The organism is Malaciobacter marinus (assembly GCF_003544855.1).
Lineage (GTDB): Bacteria > Campylobacterota > Campylobacteria > Campylobacterales > Arcobacteraceae > Malaciobacter > Malaciobacter marinus.
This window is the reverse complement of the sequence record NZ_CP032101.1, coordinates 429,321-452,378: the sequence shown is the minus strand read 5'-3', so window position 1 is coordinate 452,378 and position 23,058 is coordinate 429,321. Positions and strand designations below refer to the sequence as shown.

19 protein-coding genes are annotated in these 23,058 nt (G+C 26.5%); 15 read left to right on the top strand and 4 right to left on the bottom strand.

Features of this window, described 5'->3' with window-relative positions; translation table 11 throughout:
- Positions 1-70 precede the first annotated feature (70 nt).
- The 11 genes from AMRN_RS02245 (at position 71) to AMRN_RS02195 (ending at position 10,578) form a co-directional block, all read left to right on the top strand.
- On the top strand, positions 71-1,039 hold the full coding sequence (locus AMRN_RS02245; RefSeq protein ID WP_099309808.1) for a helix-turn-helix transcriptional regulator: 969 nt from the start codon (positions 71-73) through the stop codon (positions 1,037-1,039).
- A 104-nt stretch (positions 1,040-1,143) separates the two neighbouring features.
- On the top strand, positions 1,144-3,237 hold the full coding sequence (locus AMRN_RS02240; RefSeq protein WP_099309809.1) for a TonB-dependent siderophore receptor: 2,094 nt from the start codon (positions 1,144-1,146) through the stop codon (positions 3,235-3,237).
- 39 nt (positions 3,238-3,276) lie between these two features.
- Entirely contained in the window at positions 3,277-3,579 is a 303-nt protein-coding gene (locus tag AMRN_RS02235) for a hypothetical protein (protein WP_099309810.1), read from the top strand.
- A 9-nt stretch (positions 3,580-3,588) separates the two neighbouring features.
- Complete coding sequence (locus AMRN_RS02230) at positions 3,589-5,181, top strand: PepSY-associated TM helix domain-containing protein (RefSeq protein WP_099309811.1); 1,593 nt, start codon at positions 3,589-3,591, stop codon at positions 5,179-5,181.
- A complete protein-coding gene (locus tag AMRN_RS02225; RefSeq protein WP_099309812.1) occupies positions 5,165-5,665 on the top strand; it encodes a hypothetical protein in 501 nt (166 codons plus the stop codon). The genes AMRN_RS02230 and AMRN_RS02225 overlap by 17 nt, the downstream gene beginning before the upstream one ends.
- Before the next feature lie 129 nt (positions 5,666-5,794).
- Positions 5,795-6,541 carry a DUF3450 domain-containing protein gene (locus AMRN_RS02220; RefSeq protein ID WP_099309813.1) on the top strand — a complete coding sequence of 249 codons (747 nt, stop codon included), beginning with the start codon at positions 5,795-5,797 and terminating at the stop codon, positions 6,539-6,541.
- Positions 6,541-7,866 carry a MotA/TolQ/ExbB proton channel family protein gene (locus tag AMRN_RS02215; protein WP_099309814.1) on the top strand — a complete coding sequence of 442 codons (1,326 nt, stop codon included), beginning with the start codon at positions 6,541-6,543 and terminating at the stop codon, positions 7,864-7,866. The genes AMRN_RS02220 and AMRN_RS02215 overlap by 1 nt, the downstream gene beginning before the upstream one ends.
- Positions 7,859-8,377: a MotA/TolQ/ExbB proton channel family protein gene (locus AMRN_RS02210; RefSeq protein ID WP_079578075.1), complete on the top strand. Its 519-nt coding sequence runs from the start codon at positions 7,859-7,861 to the stop codon at positions 8,375-8,377. The genes AMRN_RS02215 and AMRN_RS02210 overlap by 8 nt, the downstream gene beginning before the upstream one ends.
- Positions 8,377-8,781 (top strand): ExbD/TolR family protein, encoded by a 405-nt coding sequence (locus AMRN_RS02205; RefSeq protein WP_099309815.1) that lies wholly within the window; start codon positions 8,377-8,379, stop codon positions 8,779-8,781. The genes AMRN_RS02210 and AMRN_RS02205 overlap by 1 nt, the downstream gene beginning before the upstream one ends.
- Before the next feature lies 1 nt (position 8,782).
- A complete protein-coding gene (locus AMRN_RS02200) occupies positions 8,783-9,409 on the top strand; it encodes an energy transducer TonB (protein ID WP_079578077.1) in 627 nt (208 codons plus the stop codon).
- Positions 9,406-10,578 carry a tetratricopeptide repeat protein gene (locus AMRN_RS02195; RefSeq protein ID WP_099309816.1) on the top strand — a complete coding sequence of 391 codons (1,173 nt, stop codon included), beginning with the start codon at positions 9,406-9,408 and terminating at the stop codon, positions 10,576-10,578. Before AMRN_RS02200 ends, AMRN_RS02195 begins: the two co-directional genes overlap by 4 nt.
- Before the next feature lie 200 nt (positions 10,579-10,778).
- On the opposite strand, the gene AMRN_RS02190 is transcribed toward AMRN_RS02195, so the two are convergent.
- On the bottom strand, positions 10,779-11,765 hold the full coding sequence (locus AMRN_RS02190) for a helix-turn-helix domain-containing protein (protein WP_099309817.1): 987 nt from the start codon (positions 11,763-11,765) through the stop codon (positions 10,779-10,781).
- A gap of 176 nt (positions 11,766-11,941) precedes the next feature.
- Here AMRN_RS02190 and AMRN_RS02185 point away from each other — a divergent pair, with 176 nt between their 5' ends.
- Both AMRN_RS02185 and AMRN_RS02180 read left to right on the top strand, forming a co-directional pair.
- Complete coding sequence (locus tag AMRN_RS02185; RefSeq protein WP_099309818.1) at positions 11,942-13,987, top strand: TonB-dependent receptor; 2,046 nt, start codon at positions 11,942-11,944, stop codon at positions 13,985-13,987.
- A 42-nt stretch (positions 13,988-14,029) separates the two neighbouring features.
- Positions 14,030-14,917, top strand: a complete 888-nt coding sequence (locus AMRN_RS02180; RefSeq protein ID WP_099309819.1) for a DUF4198 domain-containing protein — start codon at positions 14,030-14,032, stop codon at positions 14,915-14,917.
- A 36-nt stretch (positions 14,918-14,953) separates the two neighbouring features.
- Here AMRN_RS02180 and AMRN_RS02175 read toward each other — a convergent pair whose 3' ends face one another.
- Together AMRN_RS02175 and AMRN_RS02170 are read right to left on the bottom strand one after the other, a co-directional pair.
- Positions 14,954-16,801, bottom strand: a complete 1,848-nt coding sequence (locus AMRN_RS02175; protein ID WP_099309820.1) for a histidine kinase dimerization/phosphoacceptor domain -containing protein — start codon at positions 16,799-16,801, stop codon at positions 14,954-14,956.
- Complete coding sequence (locus AMRN_RS02170; RefSeq protein WP_165772818.1) at positions 16,794-17,516, bottom strand: response regulator; 723 nt, start codon at positions 17,514-17,516, stop codon at positions 16,794-16,796. The genes AMRN_RS02175 and AMRN_RS02170 overlap by 8 nt, the downstream gene beginning before the upstream one ends.
- 142 nt (positions 17,517-17,658) lie before the next feature.
- On the opposite strand from AMRN_RS02170, the gene AMRN_RS02165 reads away from it, so the two are divergent.
- Positions 17,659-19,626 carry a TonB-dependent receptor domain-containing protein gene (locus AMRN_RS02165; protein ID WP_099309822.1) on the top strand — a complete coding sequence of 656 codons (1,968 nt, stop codon included), beginning with the start codon at positions 17,659-17,661 and terminating at the stop codon, positions 19,624-19,626.
- A gap of 232 nt (positions 19,627-19,858) precedes the next feature.
- Here the strand turns inward: AMRN_RS02165 and AMRN_RS02160 are convergent, their stop codons facing one another.
- Positions 19,859-20,803, bottom strand: a complete 945-nt coding sequence (locus tag AMRN_RS02160) for a helix-turn-helix transcriptional regulator (RefSeq protein ID WP_099309823.1) — start codon at positions 20,801-20,803, stop codon at positions 19,859-19,861.
- Between the two features lie 121 nt (positions 20,804-20,924).
- On the opposite strand from AMRN_RS02160, the gene AMRN_RS02155 reads away from it, so the two are divergent.
- Positions 20,925-23,042: a TonB-dependent receptor gene (locus AMRN_RS02155; RefSeq protein ID WP_099309824.1), complete on the top strand. Its 2,118-nt coding sequence runs from the start codon at positions 20,925-20,927 to the stop codon at positions 23,040-23,042.
- The last annotated feature ends 16 nt before the right edge of the window (positions 23,043-23,058 follow it).

Below are 23,058 nucleotides of genomic sequence, written 5' to 3'. Positions count from 1 at the left end.
ATCAATAATTAAAGATATTTTAATTTTTTTTTACTACTATAGCTATTTTATTTCAAGGATATTTAAAATAATGAATAAAGTAAATCATAATAATTTAATAGAAATTAGCAAAAAAATCAATAATCCTTTTTCAAGAGAGACTTTATTGACAAATATAAAGCACAATTATGGAAATGGAGTTTTTCTTTGGCACGATTTTGGAAATGGTATAGCTAGTTCTTCATGTGATTACAAACTAAATGATGATTATAATATTTATCTTTCTTCAAATATTGCAGGAGCGGTATTGATTTTTAATTTATCAAATAATATAAAATATTTTTTCAAAGGTAATAAAGAGTTTATACTAAAAAAGAACTCATTTTTTATTGGTCTTTCCTCAGATGATTTTTCTGTAGAGATGCATCTAAAGAAAAACAGACAGTGTAAAGCAATAACGATTGGAATAAAAGAGCTTCTTTTTCTACAACTAGCAAAGAAACTAGAAAATTTAAGTGAAATAATGCAAGAGACTAAAGCAGTTAATCACTTTATTATTGAAGGTGGATATATTGATTCTTATCAGTTTGAGTTATTGTCTTACTTTGAAAATAAAACAATCAATGAAAATAGTCTATCTAATCTTCATCTTGAATCAATGGCACTAAACTTATCACATTACACTATAAATAAAATAATTAATAAATGTACCAATAGTGAGGATTTTGATATGGAAAAAATAGAATCACTTAAAAAAGCAAAGCAGATAATTATCTCACAATATTCAAAACCTTTAAGCATAAAAGATATCGCAAATAAAGCAGCAACAAATGAGTGTTATTTAAAAAAAGATTTTAAACAGTACTATGGCACAACTATATATAAAATGCTTCAAAAAAGAAGACTAGAAGTTGCAAAAGAGTTACTAGAAGAAAACTTTAGTGTAAAAGAAACATGCTTAAAAGTGGGATACAAACATATAGGTCACTTTAGTAAACTATTTTTAAATCACTTTAAAATAAGTCCTAGTGAATATAGAAAAAAAAGTAATAGTTTTTAAATTTCCTTTTTGTAGCTAATATTTTCCTTTTTATGATATTAACATATTGATAATCATAATCATTTTATGTATTATTCCCTAAATTATTTGAGGAGTACACATAAATGAAAACTTTTGGTTTACCAAAAAAGCTGTCAATATCTCTTTGTACTATTTTACTAGCAAGTTCACCCCTGCTTGCAAATAGTAAACAAACGAACAAAGAAGAGACAAAAAAACTAAATAGTGTTACTATTATAGGAAGTGAAACATCAAACTACTTAACAAAAGAGAAACCTTCTCTAAATAGAACAAATATAGATATAGAAAATAGTGCAAAATCTATTCAAGTATTTAATCAAGACTTAATCCAAGATGCACAAATTCAAAATATTGAAGATATTATACAAATGTCATCAAATACAACTTATCAAGGTGATAGTCATGGAAGAACTACTCAAATTGGGATGAGAGGATTTTCTAGTGTTCCAATTCTATTTGATAGTTTAAAAATCACTAATAAAATTGCTCACCCTGAGATATTTAATCTTGAAAGAGTTGAAGTTTTAAAAGGACCTGACTCTTTACAATATGGAGAGTCAAGTCCTGGTGGATTAGTAAACTTAGTTAGTAAAAAACCACAAAAAGAGGCTTCTTCTGAAATATCTTTAGAACTTACAGACAATAACTCATATACACCAAAACTTGATGTAACAGGTAGTATAAATGAAGATGGTTCATTAAGATATAGATTGGTTTCTACACTTAAATATGATGAAGGATATACTAACTCAAATACAGATACAAATAGAGTTTTTCTTGCTCCTTCTATTGCATATGACTTTGATGAAAATAATACATTAACTGTTTTAGCAGAGTATACAGATGAAACTTCTGCATCTGCGTTTGGTACTTATGTTAATAGTAAGGGTAAACTTATCGCACCTTTAAAAAATACTATTTCTAACCCAGATGAAGAGTTTAAAAAGACTCAAAAAATAGTTGGTTTTGATTTTGATAGTAGTTTTGATACTTGGAACTCTAACTTAAGATATAGATATATAGATTATATAGGAGATAATGGAAATGTTCATATGCCACAAAGTTTCAATGAAGCTACAAATACAGTAAAAAGAGCATATGCATATCAAAAACAAGAGTTTCAAGAGCATGTATTACAATATACTTTAAATAAACAAGTAAATATCTTAGATTTTAAAAACAATATTAGTGCTGGAATTGATTATAATAAAGCTTATTCAAAACTAGATATGTTTTTTGACCCATTTGCTGCATATAATATAGATATTTCTCATCCTGATTATGAATCATTAACTGATTTATCAGATCACTCTGGTGCAATGAATATGTCAAATGATAAAACATATTTTAAATCATGGGGAACATTTTTACAAGATAGCATAAATCTTACAGATGATTTAATCTTTAGTGCTGGTGTTAGATATAGTGAATCAAAACCACAAAATGGGCAAAGAAGTGATGCCTTAACACCATCTTTTGGATTAGTTTATAAAATCACACCTCAAACTTCTATTTATACAAACTATTCTGAGTCTTTTAATCCAAATAGCGCAAATGATATTAAAGGAAACATTCTTGACCCTGAAGAGGGTAAAGGATATGAAATAGGAGTTAAACAAAAACTATTTAATGATAATCTTCATCTTACTGCTGCAATGTTTAAAATAGAAAAAGAGAATATTGCTTTAAGTGATCCAAATGATCCAACAAACCAAGCCTCTATTGCAAGTGGGGTACAAAAAAGTAAAGGTTTTGAGTTTGACTTATCAGGACAAATTACTTCAAACTGGTCAATTGTTGCATCATATGGATATACAGATACAAAAAACAAAGATAACAATGATAATGAATTAAGAAATATACCAAAACATACAGCAAATATATTTACTACATATAATTTAACTTCATTAAATCTTCCAAATATGTATATTGGAGGTGGAGCTAGGTATTTAGGAAGTAGATATGCAGATGATGCAAATAAAATAAAATTTGACTCAGAAATTATCTACAATGCAACACTTGGTTATAAAAAAGGCAATTACAGAGTAAATTTAAGTGTTCAAAATTTAACTGATGAAAAATATGTTGATGGTGCTTTATCAAGTAATGCTAGAGGAACAAGAGTTTATGCAGGAACTGCTAGAACAGTTATGGCTAGTATTAGCTATAGATTTTAAAATTTCCCCAAATTTTGGGGAAATAAACAAAGGTAATATATGATAAAAAAGACATATACAAAACTAAATACTCCTGAAGAAAATGGAAAAATATTAGGCTGGTTTAGAGTTGTTTTAAGTATATTTGGAGGATTAATTCTTTCTTATTTATTTATGACACTACTTGCTTTTATTCTCCCACTTAAAATTCAAGAATCTACAATAATTTCAATAATGTTTAATACTTTAGCATGGGCTTGCGCTACAACATGGATTGCACTATCTTATACAAAACTTATTGCATTACTTAGATTCTTAATCCCAACTACAATTTGTGCAATTGCACTTTATATATTATATTAAGGATTTTATATGCAAGAGAGCAAATCAAAACTTTTTAAACAAAGACTTTTTAGAATTCATATCGCTGCTGGAGTAATTTTTTCTATAATTATGTATATTGCGATATTTTTTGGTATTTTTGCAATACTTCTTCCTTATATTAAAACATGGGAAAAACCATCAAGACATATCCAAACTACTGATATTTTTAATATAGATTATAATTATATGATAAATAAAGTTTTAGAAGATGAAAGTTTTCCAAAAGATGATATATTAATAAATCTTCCTGGAAGGATGAATGACCCCGCTGTTATAATTACAAACCCTTTTGTAAAGCCAATCGCTTTTAATCCTACAACAAAAGAGAGATTAGAGGATGAAACAAAAGAAAAATCTCATCTTGCTGATTTTTTAAATGAGCTACATTATGGGCAACCTTTAAAACTAATAGGTCGTTTATCTTTTGGCTTTGTAGCAGTTGGAACTTTAGTTTTAACTATTACAGGACTTATTTTAATATACTTATTTAAATTTGCAAATAAAGGGAAAAATCAACAAGCAGTATTTTCTAAAATACATGTAAAAGTATTTACTTGGGCATTTTTACCATTTTTACTTATTACTTTAAGTGGAGCTGTTATGAATGTTGGTTTAATAAGTTCAGGACCTATGTCAAAAATAGTTTCAAAAGGGCAAGCAAAAGCAATTGATGAAGTTGTAGGGAAAGTACTCTTTGAAGAGAATAAACCTATTAAAAAATTAAATGAACCAACAAAAATGCTTGAGTTAAAAGAGCTACTAAAAAAAGCTTCAAAAGTTAATCCTGACCTTACTTTTAAACAAATAAGATTAAAAAACTGGAATGACAAATCATCACAAGTAGAAATAGTAGGATATAACCCTTATAAACCATTTTTAAATGGAGGAATATTTAATCGTCCAACAGTTACTTTAAATGCCCAATCAGGAAAACTAATAAAAAATCAAAAAGTTATGGATAAAGTTTGGCCTGTATTTGTAGCTGAGAGTCTATTTTTCTTACATTTTTTATTTGGAATAGATATCTTTTCAAGAATTATAGTTGCAATTATTATGGCTTTATGTGCAATTGCAATTGGTTTTGCGATGATGTTATATTTAGAAAAAAAAGCTAAGAAGTATGATAAAAAAATTACATTTTATCACTGGTTAGGAAAATTTACTCTTGCAAGTATGATTGGTGTAATACCAGCAACTGGAGTGCTTTTTTTACTTCAATGGCTACTTCCTTTCTCTTTAGAGCATAGAGTACTTTGGCAACAAGGCATTTTTTATAATGTTTGGCTTTTTACTCTTTTTTGGTCTTTTTTTAGAATCAACTCTTATCAAGCTTCTAAAGAGTTTTTATACTCTGGTGGAGTAATTTTTATTCTTTCTGCATTTATTCACTCAATAAATTCTGGATTCTCTTTTTTTGAACTTATAAGTTTTAATCTAAAAAATATACTTACTGTGGATATTTCACTTATTCTATTTGGTGCAATTTTAATTTATGTTGCTAAAAAACTTCCTTCTAATAGAAGTGAAGCTAAATCATTTTGGATTTTAAATAAAAAGGTTAAAGATGAAAAAAATATCTAGTTTATTACTAATTTTATTAACTCCTATATTTTTATATTCACATTCACTAGTTTTAAGTGTAATGGATAATGAAGATGGAACAATTACTGCTCAAGGAGTATTTAATACAGGACAAAGTGCTGCTGGTGCTTTATTGGTTTTAGAGGCATTACACAATAAAGAGATTCTTTTTGAGAAAAGACTTCCTGCTTCTAATGAACTTACTATTGATATTCCAAAAATTCCTTATCAAATAGTTTTAGATGGGGGAGAAGGTCATACTGTTATCAAAGATGGTATTGCCCCTCCTGATGGTTTTAAAGAAGTTAAAGTTTCTGAAAAAAGTAAAGAAAAACCAAAAAAAAGAAGTAGAACAGATGCTACAATTGCAACTAGTAATGCTGTTACTATTAGTATTTTAATCGCTTTTATTCTACTTCTTGCAACTATTTTTATTAGTATAAAAAACACTAATAAACTTCTTTTAGAACTAAAAAACAAATAGTAATATTACTATTTGTTTTTATAGGTTATGAATAAAATTAACTGTTTCTTATCATGAAAGATTAATAAATAAGTTTACTTTTATTCATTATTGATTATAATTCTCAAAATTAACATAAAAAGGTTATAAATGAATTGGCTTTTAAAAATTGGCTTTTTTTCAATTTTATCAATTTCATCAATAATGGCTGATGAAATTGATAAATCAATGAATATAATTGAAAAAACAAACAATAAATTGAAAACATACCAAAAAAAAATAGACAATCTTGATGAAAAAACTCAAGAGATATTAAGTGTATATAAATATACAAATGCCGAACTTAAAAATAGTAGAATCTACAACAATCAACTAAGAAAAATACTAAGTTCACAAGAAAATGAGTTAAAAAATATTGACCAACAATTAATTGATATAGAAAATACTCAAAAAAATATTTTTCCACTTATGCTAAAAATGGTAGAGAGTTTAGAACAACTTGTAAAAATGGATATGCCTTTTCTTTTAGAAGAAAGAACAAATAGAATAGAAAAATTAAAAACAAGTTTAGATAAATCTGATATTAAAACAGCAGAGAAATATAGAATTATTTTAGAAGCATTTAAAATTGAGTATGACTACTCAAATAATATAGAAACTTATCAAGATAAAATTGATAATAAAACATATAACTTTTTAAGATTAGGAAGAACTGCATTATATTATCAAAGTTTAGACTTAAAAGAGTATGGATACTGGAATAAGCAAACTAAATCTTGGGTAAAAATAGATAATAGTGATGCAAAATCAAATATAAGAAAAGGTATTAAAATCGCTAAAAAACATCAAAATGTTGATTTATTAAACCTTCCATTTCTAACTAAGAAAGGTATGTAATGATTAAATATATATTAACTGTATTATTACTTATAAATTCAAGTTTTGCCCTTGATTTAAACTCTTTACTAAATAATGTTAAACAATCTTCTAATAAAGAAATAATTCAAGAGAATAAAAGATTAAAAGATTTTATTGAAAATAAAAATAGACAAAAAGAGCTATTAAATAAAACAAAAAGAGAGTTAAAACAAGAGAATCTTGAAACAGCAAGACTTAAAAAGATTATTGAGAAAAATGAAAAAATCTTGGCTAAAAAAGAGTCAGAACTAAATATTAAAATTGGTGATTTAGGTGAAATGTTTGGAAGTGTTAGACAAACATCAGCTGACTTTTTGACAAGTTATAAAAGAAGTTTCACAGCATCACAGTTTCCACAAAAGAAAGAAGTTTTCACAAAATTCTCTAATTCGAAAAAACTTCCAACAATTGATGAACTTACAACATTTTGGCATACAATGTTAGATGAAATTATTCAAAGTGGAAATATTTCAAAATATGAAGCAACTGTTATTGCACATAATGGAGAAAAAAATACTCAAGAAGTTACAAGAGTTGGTCAGTTTTCGGCTTTTTCAAAGGGAGAATTTTTAACATATTCTGATGATATGAATGCTTTGATTGAATTATCAGTTCAACCAGCATCAAGCTATAAAGATAGTGCAAAAGAGTTTGAAAATAGTTCAAATGAGATTAAAAATATTTTAATTGACCCAACAAAAGGTACACTTTTTACAATGCTTGGAAATAATCCAACACTAATGGATAGAATAAATCAAGGTGGAATTGTAGGATATATTATTCTTACATTAGGTGGACTTGGTTTACTTTTTGCAATTTATAAAATGATAGTTTTAAATATCATTCATACAAAAATAAGAAAGCAAAGAAAAGATATCTCAAAATATGATGACTCAAACTCTTTAGGAAAAATAGCAGGAATATTTTATAAGAATATAAATGATTCAATAAGTGATTTAGAGATTAAAATTGGTGAAGCAATATTAAAAGAAACAAATAATATCAAAAAAGGACAAAGTTTCGTAAAACTACTTGCAGCAGTAACTCCACTACTTGGATTACTAGGAACTGTTACAGGTATGATTGCAACTTTCCAAGCAATCACTTTATTTGGTACAGGTGACCCAAAACTAATGGCTGGAGGTATCTCAACAGCTTTAATTACAACAGTTTTAGGTTTAGTTACAGCAATTCCTTTACTTTTTGCATATACATACATCTCTTCAAAATCAGAAGCAATTGTATCTATTTTAGAAGAGCAAAGTATTGGAATGTTAGCAAAAAATTTAAAACAAAATGATTGATATATACATAGATAATCTATTTGGCTTCTTTGAAAGAGGTGGCTTTGTACTTTATATAGTGTTTGGTATTGCCCTATTTTTATGGGCACTACTAGTTGAGCGATATATTTACATAAGCTTTGAGTATAGAAAATACAAAAAAAGTTTATTAGGTGATTTAAAAAACTCAAAAGTGAATCAAAAATTTAAAGAAGAGATAAAAAAATACATAATTGAAGATTCAAATACAAAATTGAAAACAGGTCTTAGTTTTATAAAAACTTTAATTATAGTATGCCCACTTGTGGGACTTTTAGGAACTGTTACAGGGATGATTGAAGTATTTGATGTAATGGCATTAAATGGAACAAGTGATGTTAAATCTATGGCAAATGGTGTTTCAATGGCAACTATTCCAACAATGGCAGGAATGGTAGTTGCACTAAGTGGAATACTATTTGAAAAGAAATTAGAACTATCAATCAAATACCATACAGATAAATTATATTTAGAGATTTCAAAGGTTTTATAATGAGAAGATTTTCCCACAAAAATAATAAAGAAGAGACAGAGATAAACCTAACTCCTATGCTTGATGTAGTATTTATTATGCTTATATTTTTTATTGTAACTACATCATTTGTTAAAGAAGCTGGGGTTGAAGTAAATAGACCAAGTGCGAAAACAAGTCAGCAAAAAGCACAAGCAAATATATTAATTGCAATTAAAAACAATGATGAAATTTGGATTGATAAAAGAATGGTTGACATAAGAGCAGTTAGATCAAATATTGAAAGATTAAAAGCTACTAATTCACAAAATAGCGTTGTAGTTCAATCAGATAAAGACTCAAGAACTGGTGTTTTAGTAAAAGTTATGGATCAAGTAAGACTTGCAGGTATTACAAATATTTCAATCTCAACATTAAAGAATTGATATGAGAGTTATCATAGCTATATGTTTATCTTTTTTTATTAGTGTTGGTATGTTTTTGCTTATGCAAAAAATGACAACTACACAAAGTGATGTAGTAAAAAAAGAGTCAAATCCTATACAGCTTACATATCTAAGAGATAAAAAAGATACGCATATTGAGAAGAAAAAAAGAGTTAAACCAAAAGAGCCTGTAAAAAAAGTAGAACCAAAAAAATTAGATTTAAAAACAAATCTAAACAAAAAACTTGATAAAAATATGAAGATCAAGCCATTGGCAGTTAATCCAAATATTGATATATCTTCAATTAACTCTTTAAATGGGGCGCAAATTGAGTTAGGTTCAAACCTTTTAGATGCAAATATGTTAACAGCAATTACAAGAGTAAATCCAAGGTACCCAAGAAGAGCTAAGATAAGAAGACAAGAGGGATTTGTACAACTTGCGTTTAAAATAGATTCAAGTGGATTCGTTTCAGATGTAAAAGTTATGAAATCAGATCCTGAAGGTGTATTTGAAAGAGCAGCAATAAAAGCTATGAAAAGATGGAGATTTAAACCATCAAAAGATGATGTTGCTGGAACTTTTAAAAATGCAACAATTACATTTAACTTTAGGTTGGCAAGATGATTAAAAAATTACTAATTGTAGTAGTACTTTGTTTAAGCAGTGGATTGTACGCAAAAAGCAGTATGTCAAAAAGTACATACAATAGCTTGATGAAAGCTCAAGAGTTTATGCAAAAAGAGGATTTTAAAAAAGCAAAAGTTATGCTTGAGAAACTTTTAAAAGAGGATAAAAACTCTTATGAAAAATCATATATTTTACAAACATTAGCAAATGTTTATATAAATGATGGAGAGTATAAGAAAGTTGCAAAGGCATATGAAAAGATTATAAAATTAAAAGCTTTTGAAGAAAAAAGTATTCAAAGTATTAAATTTTCTCTTTCAAAAGTATATCTTTCAAATGAACAATACAAAAAAAGCTTAGCTTTGTCAAAAGAACTTTTAAAAAGTAAAGTCATAAACAAAGAAGATATATATGAAAATTTGATACTTGCTTATTATTATGAAAAAGATTATAAAAATAGTGTTAAATATTCAAAAAAATATTTCTCTTTAAAAAAAGATATAAAAGAGTCTTGGTATAAAGTAATCTACTCTTCGTATGTAGAATTAAAAGATTATAAAAATGCAATTAGTATTATGAAAAAGATGGTGAAAATATTTAATACAAAAGAAGAATACTGGGTACAACTAGCCTCACTTTATCAACAAGAGAATCAATTAAAAAAATCTCTTTCAACTTTAGAGTTAGCATATAAAAACAATATTCTTACAAAAAAAGATAATATTTTATACTTTATAAATATTCTTCTACAAAATGAAGTTTATAAAAAAGCTGGTGAACTTTTAACTAAAGCAGTTGATGAAAAAATGATAAAAGAAGATCAAAAAATCTTCGAAATTATTGTTTCAAGTTATCTAAACTCAAAACAAATTGATTTAGCAATACAAAAACTTGAAGAATCTAAGTTTGCAAAGAAAAATAGATTTAAAATGATTCTTGCAAATATTTATTATACTCAACAAGAATACTCTAAAAGTATAAAAATAATCAAAAATATGAGAACAAAAAGAAATAGTAAACTTGATGGAGAAAAACAGATACTTAAAGCTTTGTGCTACTATGAACTAGATAATAAATCACAAAGTATTAAAACCTTAAAACAAATAGTAAATAACCCTTATCACAAAAGAAAAGCAAAATCTATTTTAAAACAGTTAAGAAGTTAATTCTTAGCTGTTATAGGAAATTATTTTAAATAAAGTTTCAATCTTTTATGTAGTTATTTTAAAAGCCTATAACTCGAAGATTTTCAAGACTATTGAAAAAATTAAAGGCATAAAAATATAAATAATCATCGAAAGCACAAACTGTAGAAAAAGAATTTAAATATACCTTAAAAAAATAAGTTCGTCTAGCCTACTTTAACTTAATAATAATAATACTTTCTAGTTTTCATAATTTCTTTAGGTCTTATACCAAATCTTTTTAAAAAAGCATTTGAAAAATTTTGTGCATAAGAATAACCTACTAATAAAGCTATTTCATTTATATTATATTCACTTTCCTTTAAAAGTATTTTTGCTTTTTGCATTCTTTCTTCTAATAAAAAAGAATAAGGAGTGAGATTAAAAAAAATTTTAAATCCAAATTGTAATTTAAAATCATTTAGTTTTACAATTTTTGAAAGCTCTTCTATACTAGGGGGTTTATGCATATTTTCAAGTAAAATTTTTTTTGCTTTATTTAAAGCATTTATATCGTATTGTGAGAATTTTATTCCACTTAAATCTTTGTCAGATTTACTTTGTGAAAAAGTATTAAGACAATGGTAAATAACCTCTAAAGTTTTTGACTCAAGATATAATTGATCTAATTTCCCAATCATAGGGCTTTTATAGATTTCATTTGCTAAAAATGACATTTTAATATCCATAAGTGAATTATATAATATTTCATTAAAACTATTTTTTTCAAGAGCATTAAATACATATTCTTTAAAATTATCTTCTGGTAAAATTTTTTGTAAAAAATCTTTTTTTAAAATAAAAGACAAAGCTTTATAAGAACTATTTTTTGATATTTCATGATAAATACAATCTTGTGAGATCAAGTGTAGATTAATATATGATTTTTTTGAAGAAAATGGTTCTTCTGTAATATGGCTTTTTAACTTCATTTCTCCTTCAAGACCTAATGTAAAAGCAATACCATCAATTTTATGAGTTGAATCTTGTTTAATTTCATTTTTTAATAAATAGTCACTTTTGTATAAAAATACTGTGTCGTTAAAATTAATTTCATTTAAATTACATTTTCCTTCTTTATCAAATTCTTCTGTGATATTTTTTTCAGTGTTTAAAAATTCTTTTTCATCTGAGAATCCTTTAAAACTTCCCCAAAGTTTTTTGTACATTAATATCCTTTATAATTTTAATAATTGTTATCATATTACTATTTTTAAGATAAATTCATGTTTACTCTATTTTAGAATTAAAAAAAATATACTTAGAATATTTTCAATATTGATTTTTGTTATTATTATTAATAAAATACTGTAAACTATTAGTTACTATAAAAAGGAAATCAAATATGAAAAAAGACCTACTAGTCAAAAGTATATTATTATCAGTAATTGCAAGTAGCTTTTTATTAGCTAAAAATGAACCTCAAAAGTTTGAAGAAGTTACTGTAACTGCAAATAAAATAGAAGAAAATATACAAAAAGTTCCACAAAGTATTACAGTAATAAGTAATGAAGAGTTGGAAGAAAAAAGAATAACTAATATCGAAGGTGTAGTTAATGAAATACCTAATATGAATTTTGAAAAAGCTCTAAATGGTAGTTTGTCTACTAACTTTAGAGGCTTATCAGGTTCAACCTTTACTCTTAGTAATCCTGTTATTATCTATATTGATGGAGTTCCATATTATGATAGATATGATTACAATCCTTCTTTTATAAATGTTTCTCAAGTGGAAATTTTACGAGGACCTCAAGGTACACTTTATGGAAAAGATTCTACAGGAGGAGTTATAAATATTATTACTAAAGAACCTGAAAATGAATGGCATGGAAGTATCAATGCTGAAGCAGGAAACTACGGTTATACAAAAGGAGCTTTCAATACAAGTGGAGCACTCATAGATAATAAACTGTATGCGGGTATTAATGGTTCTTTAAAATCGGATGATGGTTGGCTTACAAATAAATATTCAGGTATGAATAAAGATGCCAATAGAACAAAAGCAAAAAGATTAAGTGCTTTTACAATCTATAAGCCTACAGATAAATTATCAAGTAAATTTATTATCTCTCACGATTATGACAAAGAGTATGGGAGAAGAGGAATAAATATTGATAATACTATTCCTATAAATGATTTAAAAAGAGATAAAAATGTTAGCTTTGATGTTCCTTCTTATATTACAAGAAAAACAAATTCTCAAAGTCTAAAATTTGATTATGAATTAGAAAAAATGAAAATGGAATCTGTAACCATACATAAAGATTTTGATATTGATATCGTACATGACAGTGATTTTTTATCAGGAACTAGCAGTGATGGTTTAGCTTCACTTATCATTTCAGATGTTGAAACGTGGTCGCAAGAATTAAAATTCTCGAGTAAAAATCAAGATATAAAATGGGTAACAGGACTATTTTTTGATGATGAAAAAAGAGAACAAGGTCCATATGGAAATGCAAGTAGCCGAGGTACTGCAAATGTAGTCTCAATAATTGATACAAATACCTATGCAGCTTTTGGTCAAGTTATGATTCCTCTAAATGATTTTGAATTAACTCTTGGAGGAAGGTACCAAAGAATAAGTAAAAATATCAAATCTGATTTTTATACTAGCTTTACTGATACATCTAATAGTCTTCACAAATATGATGATAATAAAAGTTGGAATACTTTCTTGCCTAAAATTGCTTTGTCTTATAGTATCAACAACAATTTAATGGCATATACCTCAGTTTCAAAAGGATTCATTCCTGGTGGTTTTAATTTTTATTCTACAAGTGATGGTAGTGATTCCTCTTTTGAACCTGAAAAATCTACAAACTATGAATTTGGAATAAAATATCAACAAGATGACTATACTATAAATGCAGCTATATTTAGAATGGAAATGGAAGACTTGCATGTATATAGTACTTTACCCGGTGGTGTTTTTGTAACAGATAATGCAGAAAAAGCCCATTCTCAAGGTATAGAATTTGATGCAAGATATTATTTAGGCAATAATTTAGAAATAACAGCAAGTGTAGGACTCATTGAAGCAAAATATGACGATTATACAGATGCAAGTGTTAACTATGATGGACAAAAGATTACTGGAACTCCTAAATTTACAACTTCTTTAGGAATATCATATTTTGCCCAAAAAGGCCTTTATGGAAGAATAGGATTTAAAGGAAGAGGAAAAACAGGGTTTAGAAGAAATGGTAAAGTTGAAGAAACAGACGGTGGTTTTACTGCAAACACAAAAGTAGGATATAAAATCAATGATTGGGATATTTATGGATATATTACAAATATTACAGATGAAGAATATGTCGTATCTTATGGTAGAGGTGTAGGTTTTAATGATCCAAGAAGATTTGGAGTTGGAGTAAAATATACATTTTAAATAAAATGAATCAATTATTATATACAAAAGAAAAGGACAAAAATGAAAAAAATGAAAAAAGCTTTTTTAGCAACTGTTATTTTAGGTGTTAACACTTTATTGGCACATAGTTTATGGATTAACTCTTTTGAGTCATTCTCTCATAAACCAAGTCATGCAATAGTTAGTTTAGGATGGGGACACTCACTTCCCATTGATGATATACTTAACTCACCCAACGGAAGAATTGTTATAGAAGATTTTTCTTTAATTAATCCAAAAGGAGAAAAAACACAATTAAAAATTCCTTCAAGTGAAACTGCAAAGGCAAGTAAAACAACTAAAGATTTCGATTTATATGATGCCGATATTGCTTTACAGAAAATTGCTCTAAAGAAAGAGAGTATAAAAGGGGTTTATACCGTTCAAGCCAATTCTAAACCTACTTTTTATACAAGTTACTTAGATTCAAAGAACAGACAAAGATTAAAATTAAAACCAAAAAATGAGGTCAAAGATATTAAAAAAATATTAATGTCTGTAAGATACCAAGCAAATGCAAAATCTTATCTTACTTTAGACAAATGGACAGAACAAAAAGCTACAAACAAAGGACTTGAAATCATTCCTAAGACTGACCTTTCAAATGTAAGAGTAGGAGACTTTGTTGAGTTTGAGGTTTTATTTATGGGAAAACCTTTAAATGCAAGTCCTTCAAGTATGGATTATATCAAAGCTGCTAGCAATACTTTTGGTCAAAAGGAAGGATTTGCTTTAATGTCATCTATCGTAGATGGAAAAGCACAAATAAGAGTTCAAAGTGCAGGACAATGGATTGTATCTTGCAATCATAAAACAACAATAACAAAAGATGGTCCATTAAAAGAGTTATATAACAAGGTGAATTATTCATTTATTGCTAGTAGCTTAACTTTTAATGTAAAAGAATAAAATATATTGTATAACTTTTAAATAATGCTTTGAGAGTTAACTCTCAAAGCTTATTATATATTTTAATCCACCACTATTTTTATAACTTATATTTCCTAGTAGTTGTTTTTGTGAAATAGAAACAATAAGTCTTAGTCCTAAGCTTTTGCTTTTATAAATATCAAAATCTTTTGGTAAGCCTTTTCCATTGTCAGCAATCTCAAGAACATATTGTAAATCTTGCTTTTTAAAAGTTATTTCAAAAAAGTTATGAGATGATTTTTCTTCAAAAGCATATTTTAAACTATTAGTTAAACATTCATTAATTATCAAACCACAAGGTAATGCATGCTCAATATCTAAAAATATATCATCAATATTAAGCTTTATATCTAAATGTTCAATATAATATGCATTTTTAATATCATAAATAAGTTCATTGATATATTTTTTAAAAGGAATTTTGTTTAAATCTTTACTTTCATAAAGTTTTCTATGAACTAATTCCATAATATAAACTCTTTCTTGAATATCAGTAAGAACTTCTTTTGTATTTTTATCACTTACTTTTCGTTTTTGAAGTTTTATTAAACTAATAGTAAAAGCTAAATTATTTTTTACTCTATGGTGAATCTCTTTCAAAAGTGTATTTTTTTCATCTAGAGATTTTTTTAACTCTTGCGTTCTCTCTTCAACTTTCAAATCAAGAAGTTTAATATTAGTTTCCATAGAATCAAGCATCAAATCAAAAGTTTGACCTAATTGTCCAATTGAGTCTTCACCTTTTATATTTGATCTAAACTTCAAATTACCACTTTGTACTTGTTTTGATGTATTTACTAAGGTATCTAAACTTTTTGAGAATTTTCTAAACAATAAATATCCAATTAGTATTGCAAAAACAAAAGACATAAGTGCAGCAGGAAAAAGCTTCCAAAAGGCCTTATCAATCGCCTTATATAAATCTTCTTCATAAACTGTTGTTAAAAATATTAATCTTCTTACAGGATTATTATTAATACTTCTAACCCACGTTAAAGCTTTTTTATCATTTAAGATATGAATAATTGGCTCACCATTACTTGCCCTTAAAATATCATTTGCACTTAATGTACCTGTATTTATACTCTTTACATCAGATAACTTACTAATACAATATTTATTATTTGTAGGCTTATCTTTTTTATTATATAAAGGATTATTTGTAGCATCTTTTATATTTAACCACATCAAAAAAGTATTTCCTTTATGTAAGTGATTTGTATATGAAAAACTTTTTTGTACATATTTTTTTATCTTTTTCTCTTCATTATTTTCATGGTCATAAAACAAATCACTATTACAAGAGAGTAGTAAATTGCTATTTTCATCAAACTCCATACTATAAACTATATGACTAGTAATTGAAGGACAAAAGTTTTTTTCATGTTTTTTTATATAGTTTTTCCAAGTATTTACCTTATGATTTGAATTTTTATATTGAATATAGCCATCATTGTTTAGCATGTTATTTAGATGATATGATTGCTTATTTGAATTATCTATTAAAGCTACTTGACAAGACAGTTCTTTAGAAAACTTTTTAAGAAGAGATTCTTGTTGTAAAAATGATGATTTTTTTAATTTTAAAGATAAGTTTCTAAGTTTCGCTTCTATATTTAATCTAATTATTTTATAGTTTTTCTTTCCATCATTTCTAATATATTTAACTGCTAAATTAAGTTGTTGTGTATTTAAAGCAATTGTTTGCTCTACTTGTTTTATCTCATGTTCATACTGTTCTTTTTCCATTTTTGGTATGATAAGTAAAAAAAGAATAGATAATAAAACTAAAGCTAATGCAGTAAAAGATAAAAAAAGTTTTGAAGAAAAAGATAACTTTGCTAGAGTATTAAAGCTAGTCAAGTTTTAACCTATAGCCAAACTCATAAATATTTTCAAAAACCTCAGCATCAAGCTTTGCTCTTAATCTATATACTAATGTTCTTAGTTTTCCCATATCAGATACTGATTCATCTCTATAGATATATGAAATTATTTGCTCAAAACTAACTGACTCTTTTGGATTTTCACTTAAAATATCAAAAAATTTTAATTCATTTCCTGTTAATTTTATACTATTTAAGCCCTTTGATAAAACTCTTTTTGTTCTATCATACTTATAGTTTTGGGCTAAATCAATAACTATTTGCTCGCTCATTAGATTTTTATTTTTAAAAAAATAGTTGTGCTTATGAAGTGCTGTTTTAATAGCAATATCAATATCTTTTTCTCTACAAGGCTTTATTAAATATGCATAAGGTTCACTCTCCATAGACTTTTTAACTGTTAAATCATCACTATAAGAAGTTAAAAAAATAATTGGTATTTTATGAGTTTGCCAAATCTCTTTTGCAGCTTCTAATCCACTTTTGTAGCCTTTTAAGTTAATATCCATAATTACAATATCTGGCTTATTTTCATTTACATGTTTTATTGCATCTTGTGCTGTTGATTCTATTCCTGATATTTCATATCCCATCTCTTCCAATGAGCTTTCCATATCAATTGCTAATACCATTTCATCTTCTACTATTAATATTTCTACAGTTTTTTGTAAAAATTCCATTAATTTGTTCATTAAATCTCCAATTGTGATTTGAATGTGATTTATATTAGTTATGATACTCACTATCATTTTAAAGTTTGTTAAAAGTAAAAGGTGAATACAATTCAATTTTTATTTTTCAATTTAAAACTACACACAAGAGATAAGGAATATAATGAATAGAAAAATACTTTTAAGTTCAATTGCTTCTTTAGCAATTTTTTCTTTAAATGCAAATGCAAAAGATACAAATAAGATAAATTCAGTTGATGTTTGGGAAACTGAAATTGTTAGTTCTTCTTTAAACTTAGGAAAAGATTCAATTGAAACTAAGCAAGCTGACCACTTAAGTGATTTATTAAGAGGATTACCAGGTGTTGATGTTGGAGGAAGTCACTCAATGAATAATAAAATTATCATTAGAGGAATAAAAGATGAAGATATCAATATTACTATTGATGGTGCAAAACAGCCTAATGTTGATATGTTTCACCATCAAAGTACTCTAAAAGTTAATCCTGATATTCTAAAAAAAGTAAATATTGAAGTGGGTGCAAACTCTGTAGTTCATGGAGAACTAGGAGGTTCAATAGAGTTTGAAACAAAAGATGGAAAAGACTTTTTAGAAAATGGTGAGAAAGTTGGAGCAATTGTTTCTACTAAATATAATAGTAATGATAGTGTTGGAGCATCACTTGCTACATATGGAAAGATAACAAATAACTCTGATTTCTTTATTTATTATGACCATATTGAAAATGAAAATTGGAAAACTGGAGATGGAACCAAAGAGAAAGGAAGAGAGGGTACTATTAAAAACCTTTTATTAAAGTATGGTATTGATTTAGACGATACACAAAGAGTATCTTTTTCTTATGATAGATTAGAAGATGAAGGTGATTATCACCCAAGACCAAATTTTAGTACAGCAGTAAATGAAGCAATTAATGTTGCAAGAGGAGCTCAAGCAGATTTAATTCATCCAACTGAATATATTAGAAACACTTACACATTAAAGCATACAGTTGATAAAGGTGAAAATTTACTTATAAACTCTTCTTTATATTTCAATGAAATGGATTTAACAAGACATGAATCAAACTCTAATAGAAGAGGAGATGTTTTCAATGCTGTTGTAGAAAATAAAGGTTTTAGCACAAAAGCTCAATCAAATATCAACTATAAAGATATTCTTAATACTTTTACATATGGACTTTCTTATGATGTTCAAACAAGTGAAGTAACTACTGATGGAGATGCTTATGGAGATGATGAAGAAGCTAAAACTTTCGCACTATTTATTGAAGATACAATTGATTTTAATAATGGCCTTATATTAACTCCAGGAATTAGAGCTACAAAATATAAACTTGATGGAGTTGTTGCTGATGTAAGTGAAAAAAAGATAACTTACTCTCTTGCTGCTGAATATGCAGTTACAGATAGTTTCTCATTACTTGCAAGTCATACAACACTATTTAAAGGTGCTCCAATGCAAGAGGTTTTTGCAAGTTATAGAACAAGAGCTACAACACAAAACTCAAGTATTAAATCAGAAACAGGTTATAACAATGAGCTTGGGTTTAAATATATCAAAGATAATGTACTAGGTGCAGATAATATTGGAATATTAACTAAATATTATGTTACAAAAATCAATGATGATATTGGCTTTAATAATGCATACCAAATGGTTAATTTAGGAGATACAAAAACAAAAGGTATAGAAGCAAGCTTTGCATATAATTTAAATGACTTTAATGCTTTATTTACATACTCAAGAATGGATTCAGAAGTACTTTATACAGGCGAAGCACTTGAACAAGAAACAGGAGATACATTTACTCTTGGATTAAACTATCAAACTACACCTGAAATTGGACTTTCTTGGCAATCAATTTTTGTTAAAGATGAAAATGATGTAAAAGATATAGAAAAAGAGGGTTATCATGTACATGATTTAGCTGTTAAATATACACCAAAATCAATAAAAGGTTTAAAAGTAATTGCTGGAATTGATAATATATTTGATAAAGCTTATGCTTCTCACTCTTCTTTTCAAGGGGATTTAAGAGCATTTGGTGATGCAACGGATTATGAGCCAGGAAGAAACTTCAAAGTTACTCTTTCTTATAAATTCTAAGAAAATTATGTTTGAAAAAACAAAAAGTTTTTACATGAACTAAGTCAAAAATTGGCTTAGTTCATGGTTTTACAGGCTGTATAGGTGCAGTATTATTAAGCTTTTTAACAAGCAGGGTAATCTCTATTCTCATTAATGATGATTATGCTATCAAAATATTTTACCTGCAATGATTACTGTAACTATAATAGTGTCAATCTGAGTATATTATATTTAAAGATTTATCAAATAATTAAAAATAATAAGTTCTATTTTTTACCAACTCTTTTGGATTAACTTTAAAATACTTAAAAAAAGCAGTCGAAAAACTTTGCTGATGTTTATAGCCTACAATACTTGAAACCTCAGCAATATTGTAATCACCTGTACTTAATAACTCTTTTGCTTTTTGCATTCTTGTTTCTAGCACTAGGGCTCCAGGGGAAGTATTAAAAAACTTTTTGAATCCATATTTTAACTTAAATTCATTTAACGCAACTCTTTTCGATAAATAAGAAATTGTACAATTAGGATCTAATGAATTGATAATTACTTTTGCTTTTTTTAAAGCCTGCATATCTTCTTCACTAAATTTAATCTTTTGTTTATTATCTTTTGTTGTAAAAAGAGTATTAAATTCATAATAAACTAATTCTAAAACTTTTGATTGTAAAAAAAGTGTATTCAAATCATTAACATATAGTTCATTCATATGTAACTGGTTTAATAGTTTATTTACATTATTGCCAGTTAATTTACTTGATAATATTTTATGACAATTATTTTTTTCTAAATAGTTTAATATTTTAAATACTTCACAATCTGGTAAAATTTGTGATAACAACTCTTTTTTTACTACTAAAGTGATTTTATTTACTTCACCCTTTTTTACAAAAGATTCTGTTTCTTCTTCATTTACTAATTCAATATCAGTTCTATTTTTAAAAGTTTGTAATCCGTGATTTGAAATTTTTGAATGATAAGTTATATCTCCACTAAGATTAAAATCTAACATAATTCCATCTATTTTAGATTTTGATTCAACTACAAGGTCTTCTTTGAAAATCAAATTTGATTTTATAAAGTAAATTGAGTCTGTTATTTTTTTATCTGTTATATTTGCAATAACTTTATCTTTAGGCAAAATCATTTTTGAATTTTTATTATCAAATTCAAAAGTTAAATTATTTGATGACATTTTTACTCCAAAATACTATTTGATTAAAAAGAAATACTATCCTACTTAAAATATTATTGAAATTGATAGTGAGTATTAATTATAATATATTATCGATTAAATTAAATTTATGGAGTAACTAATGAATAAAAAGTTAACAAATATAATTGTAGTCTCATTAGTAGCAAGTAGTACTCTTCTTGCTACTACAACTAAAAATATAAAACTTGATGAGATAACAGTTAGTGCAAATAAAATGGATGAAACTATAAAACAAATACCGCAAAGTATCTCAATTATAGATAATTTTACTATTGAAGAAAAAGAGATAAAAAGTATTCCAGAAATTATTGAATATATTCCTAATTTATCTTCAACTTTTATGTATTCTGATAGAGTTAATTTTAGAGGAATCAATACCTCAATATTTACAAATAATAATCCTGTAGTTATATATATAGATGGAATTCCACATAGTAGTGTTTATGCTTTTGATGCATCAATATTAAACATAGAAAGAGTTGAAGTACTAAGAGGTCCTCAAGGTGCATTATACGGCAAAGATAGTATTGGCGGAGTTATAAATATAGTAACAAAAAAACCTACAAATGAAACAGAAGGCTTTGTAAGTTTAGAGTATGGAAGCAACAATTTTAGACAAGCAAACTTTAATATCAGCGGAGCAATTATAAAAGATAAACTCTTTTTTGGACTAAATGGACTTTTAGGAAAAGATGACGGTTGGCAAACAAATCATAATGAAAATCAAAATAAAGATATTGATAAAAGCAAATTTCACAAATTAAATACAACTTTTTATTATAAGCCAACAGATAAATTAAGTATGAATTTAAGTCTTTTTGATGATAAAAACTATAGATATGGATTTGAGGGTGGAGCTATACCTCAAAATGAAACTATTAATGATTACAAAAGAGAAGATTTCAAAAATGTGAATTATGAGTCTGATACATACATGAAAACAAAATCAAAGGCTCAATCACTTAAATTAGAATATAATTTTAATGAAAATGTAAACTTATCTTCTATTACAGCTAACAAAAAAGTTGATATTGATGGAACATGGGATGTTGATTTAGGTAACAATCCAAATTATGATCAAATGTCAATGTTTCAAGATGCAACTTCTAAAAACTTTTCTCAAGAATTTAGAATCACAGGAGAAAATAATTATTTAAGATATGTATTTGGCTTATATTTTGAAAAAGATGAATTTAACTTTCACAATTATGGACAAGAATACCCAAGTTATTTAGCAGGAAATCCTTTTGGTACTGGAGTTGATGTAAAGTTTAATGCCAAATCAAAAGCTACTAGTAAAACTTATGCAAGTTTTGGACAAGTTGTTATTCCATTTTTAGAAGATTATGAATTAACACTTGGAGGTAGATATCAAAAAGTAAAAAAGAAAATGAATTTAGATAACTATATGCATCCAACAAATACTAATGCAACTCCTTATTTTGAATTTAATGAAGAACATACATGGAATACTTTTTTACCTAAGATTGCTCTTTCTAAAAGACTTAATAATGAACTTTCAACTTACATAACTGTTTCAAAAGGTTATTTACCAGGAGGTTACAACAACTTTGCTTCAAATGGAAGTGAAAAAGAAAATAGATTTGATGCACAAACTTCAATAAATTATGAATTAGGGCTTAGAGGTTCACTTTTAGAAGATAAACTATATTTATCATCTTCAATTTTTTATATGGATATTGAAGACATTCATGTTTACAGTACAGACCCAGTAACAAGCATGATGTATACATCAAATGCTGGAGAAGCCACATCAAAAGGATTAGAATTAGAACTTAAATATAATATCAATGATAATTGGAGTATTGACACAGCTATTGGTATAATTCAAGCAAAATATAGTAATTATAAAGACTCTAATGGAAATGACAATAAAAATAAAAAAATAGAAAGAACACCTAGTCACTCAATTAACTTAGGCTTATCATACTATGCAGGAAATGGTTTATATGGAAGATTTGATATAAAAAATCAAGGAGATATGTATTTTAATGCTCAAAATAGTTTAAAACAAGACTCTTACACAGTTGCAAATGCAAAAATTGGATACCTATTTAAAGATTTTGATATTTATGCTTATGTAAAAAATATTACAGATGAAAGTTATATTGTTGCAGTAGAAGAGATGGCAGAATTTAGGCAATTAACTTATGGAAAAGGAAGATTTATAGGATTAGGATTAAAATATAGTTTTTAACTAAATGGCTAAAGTA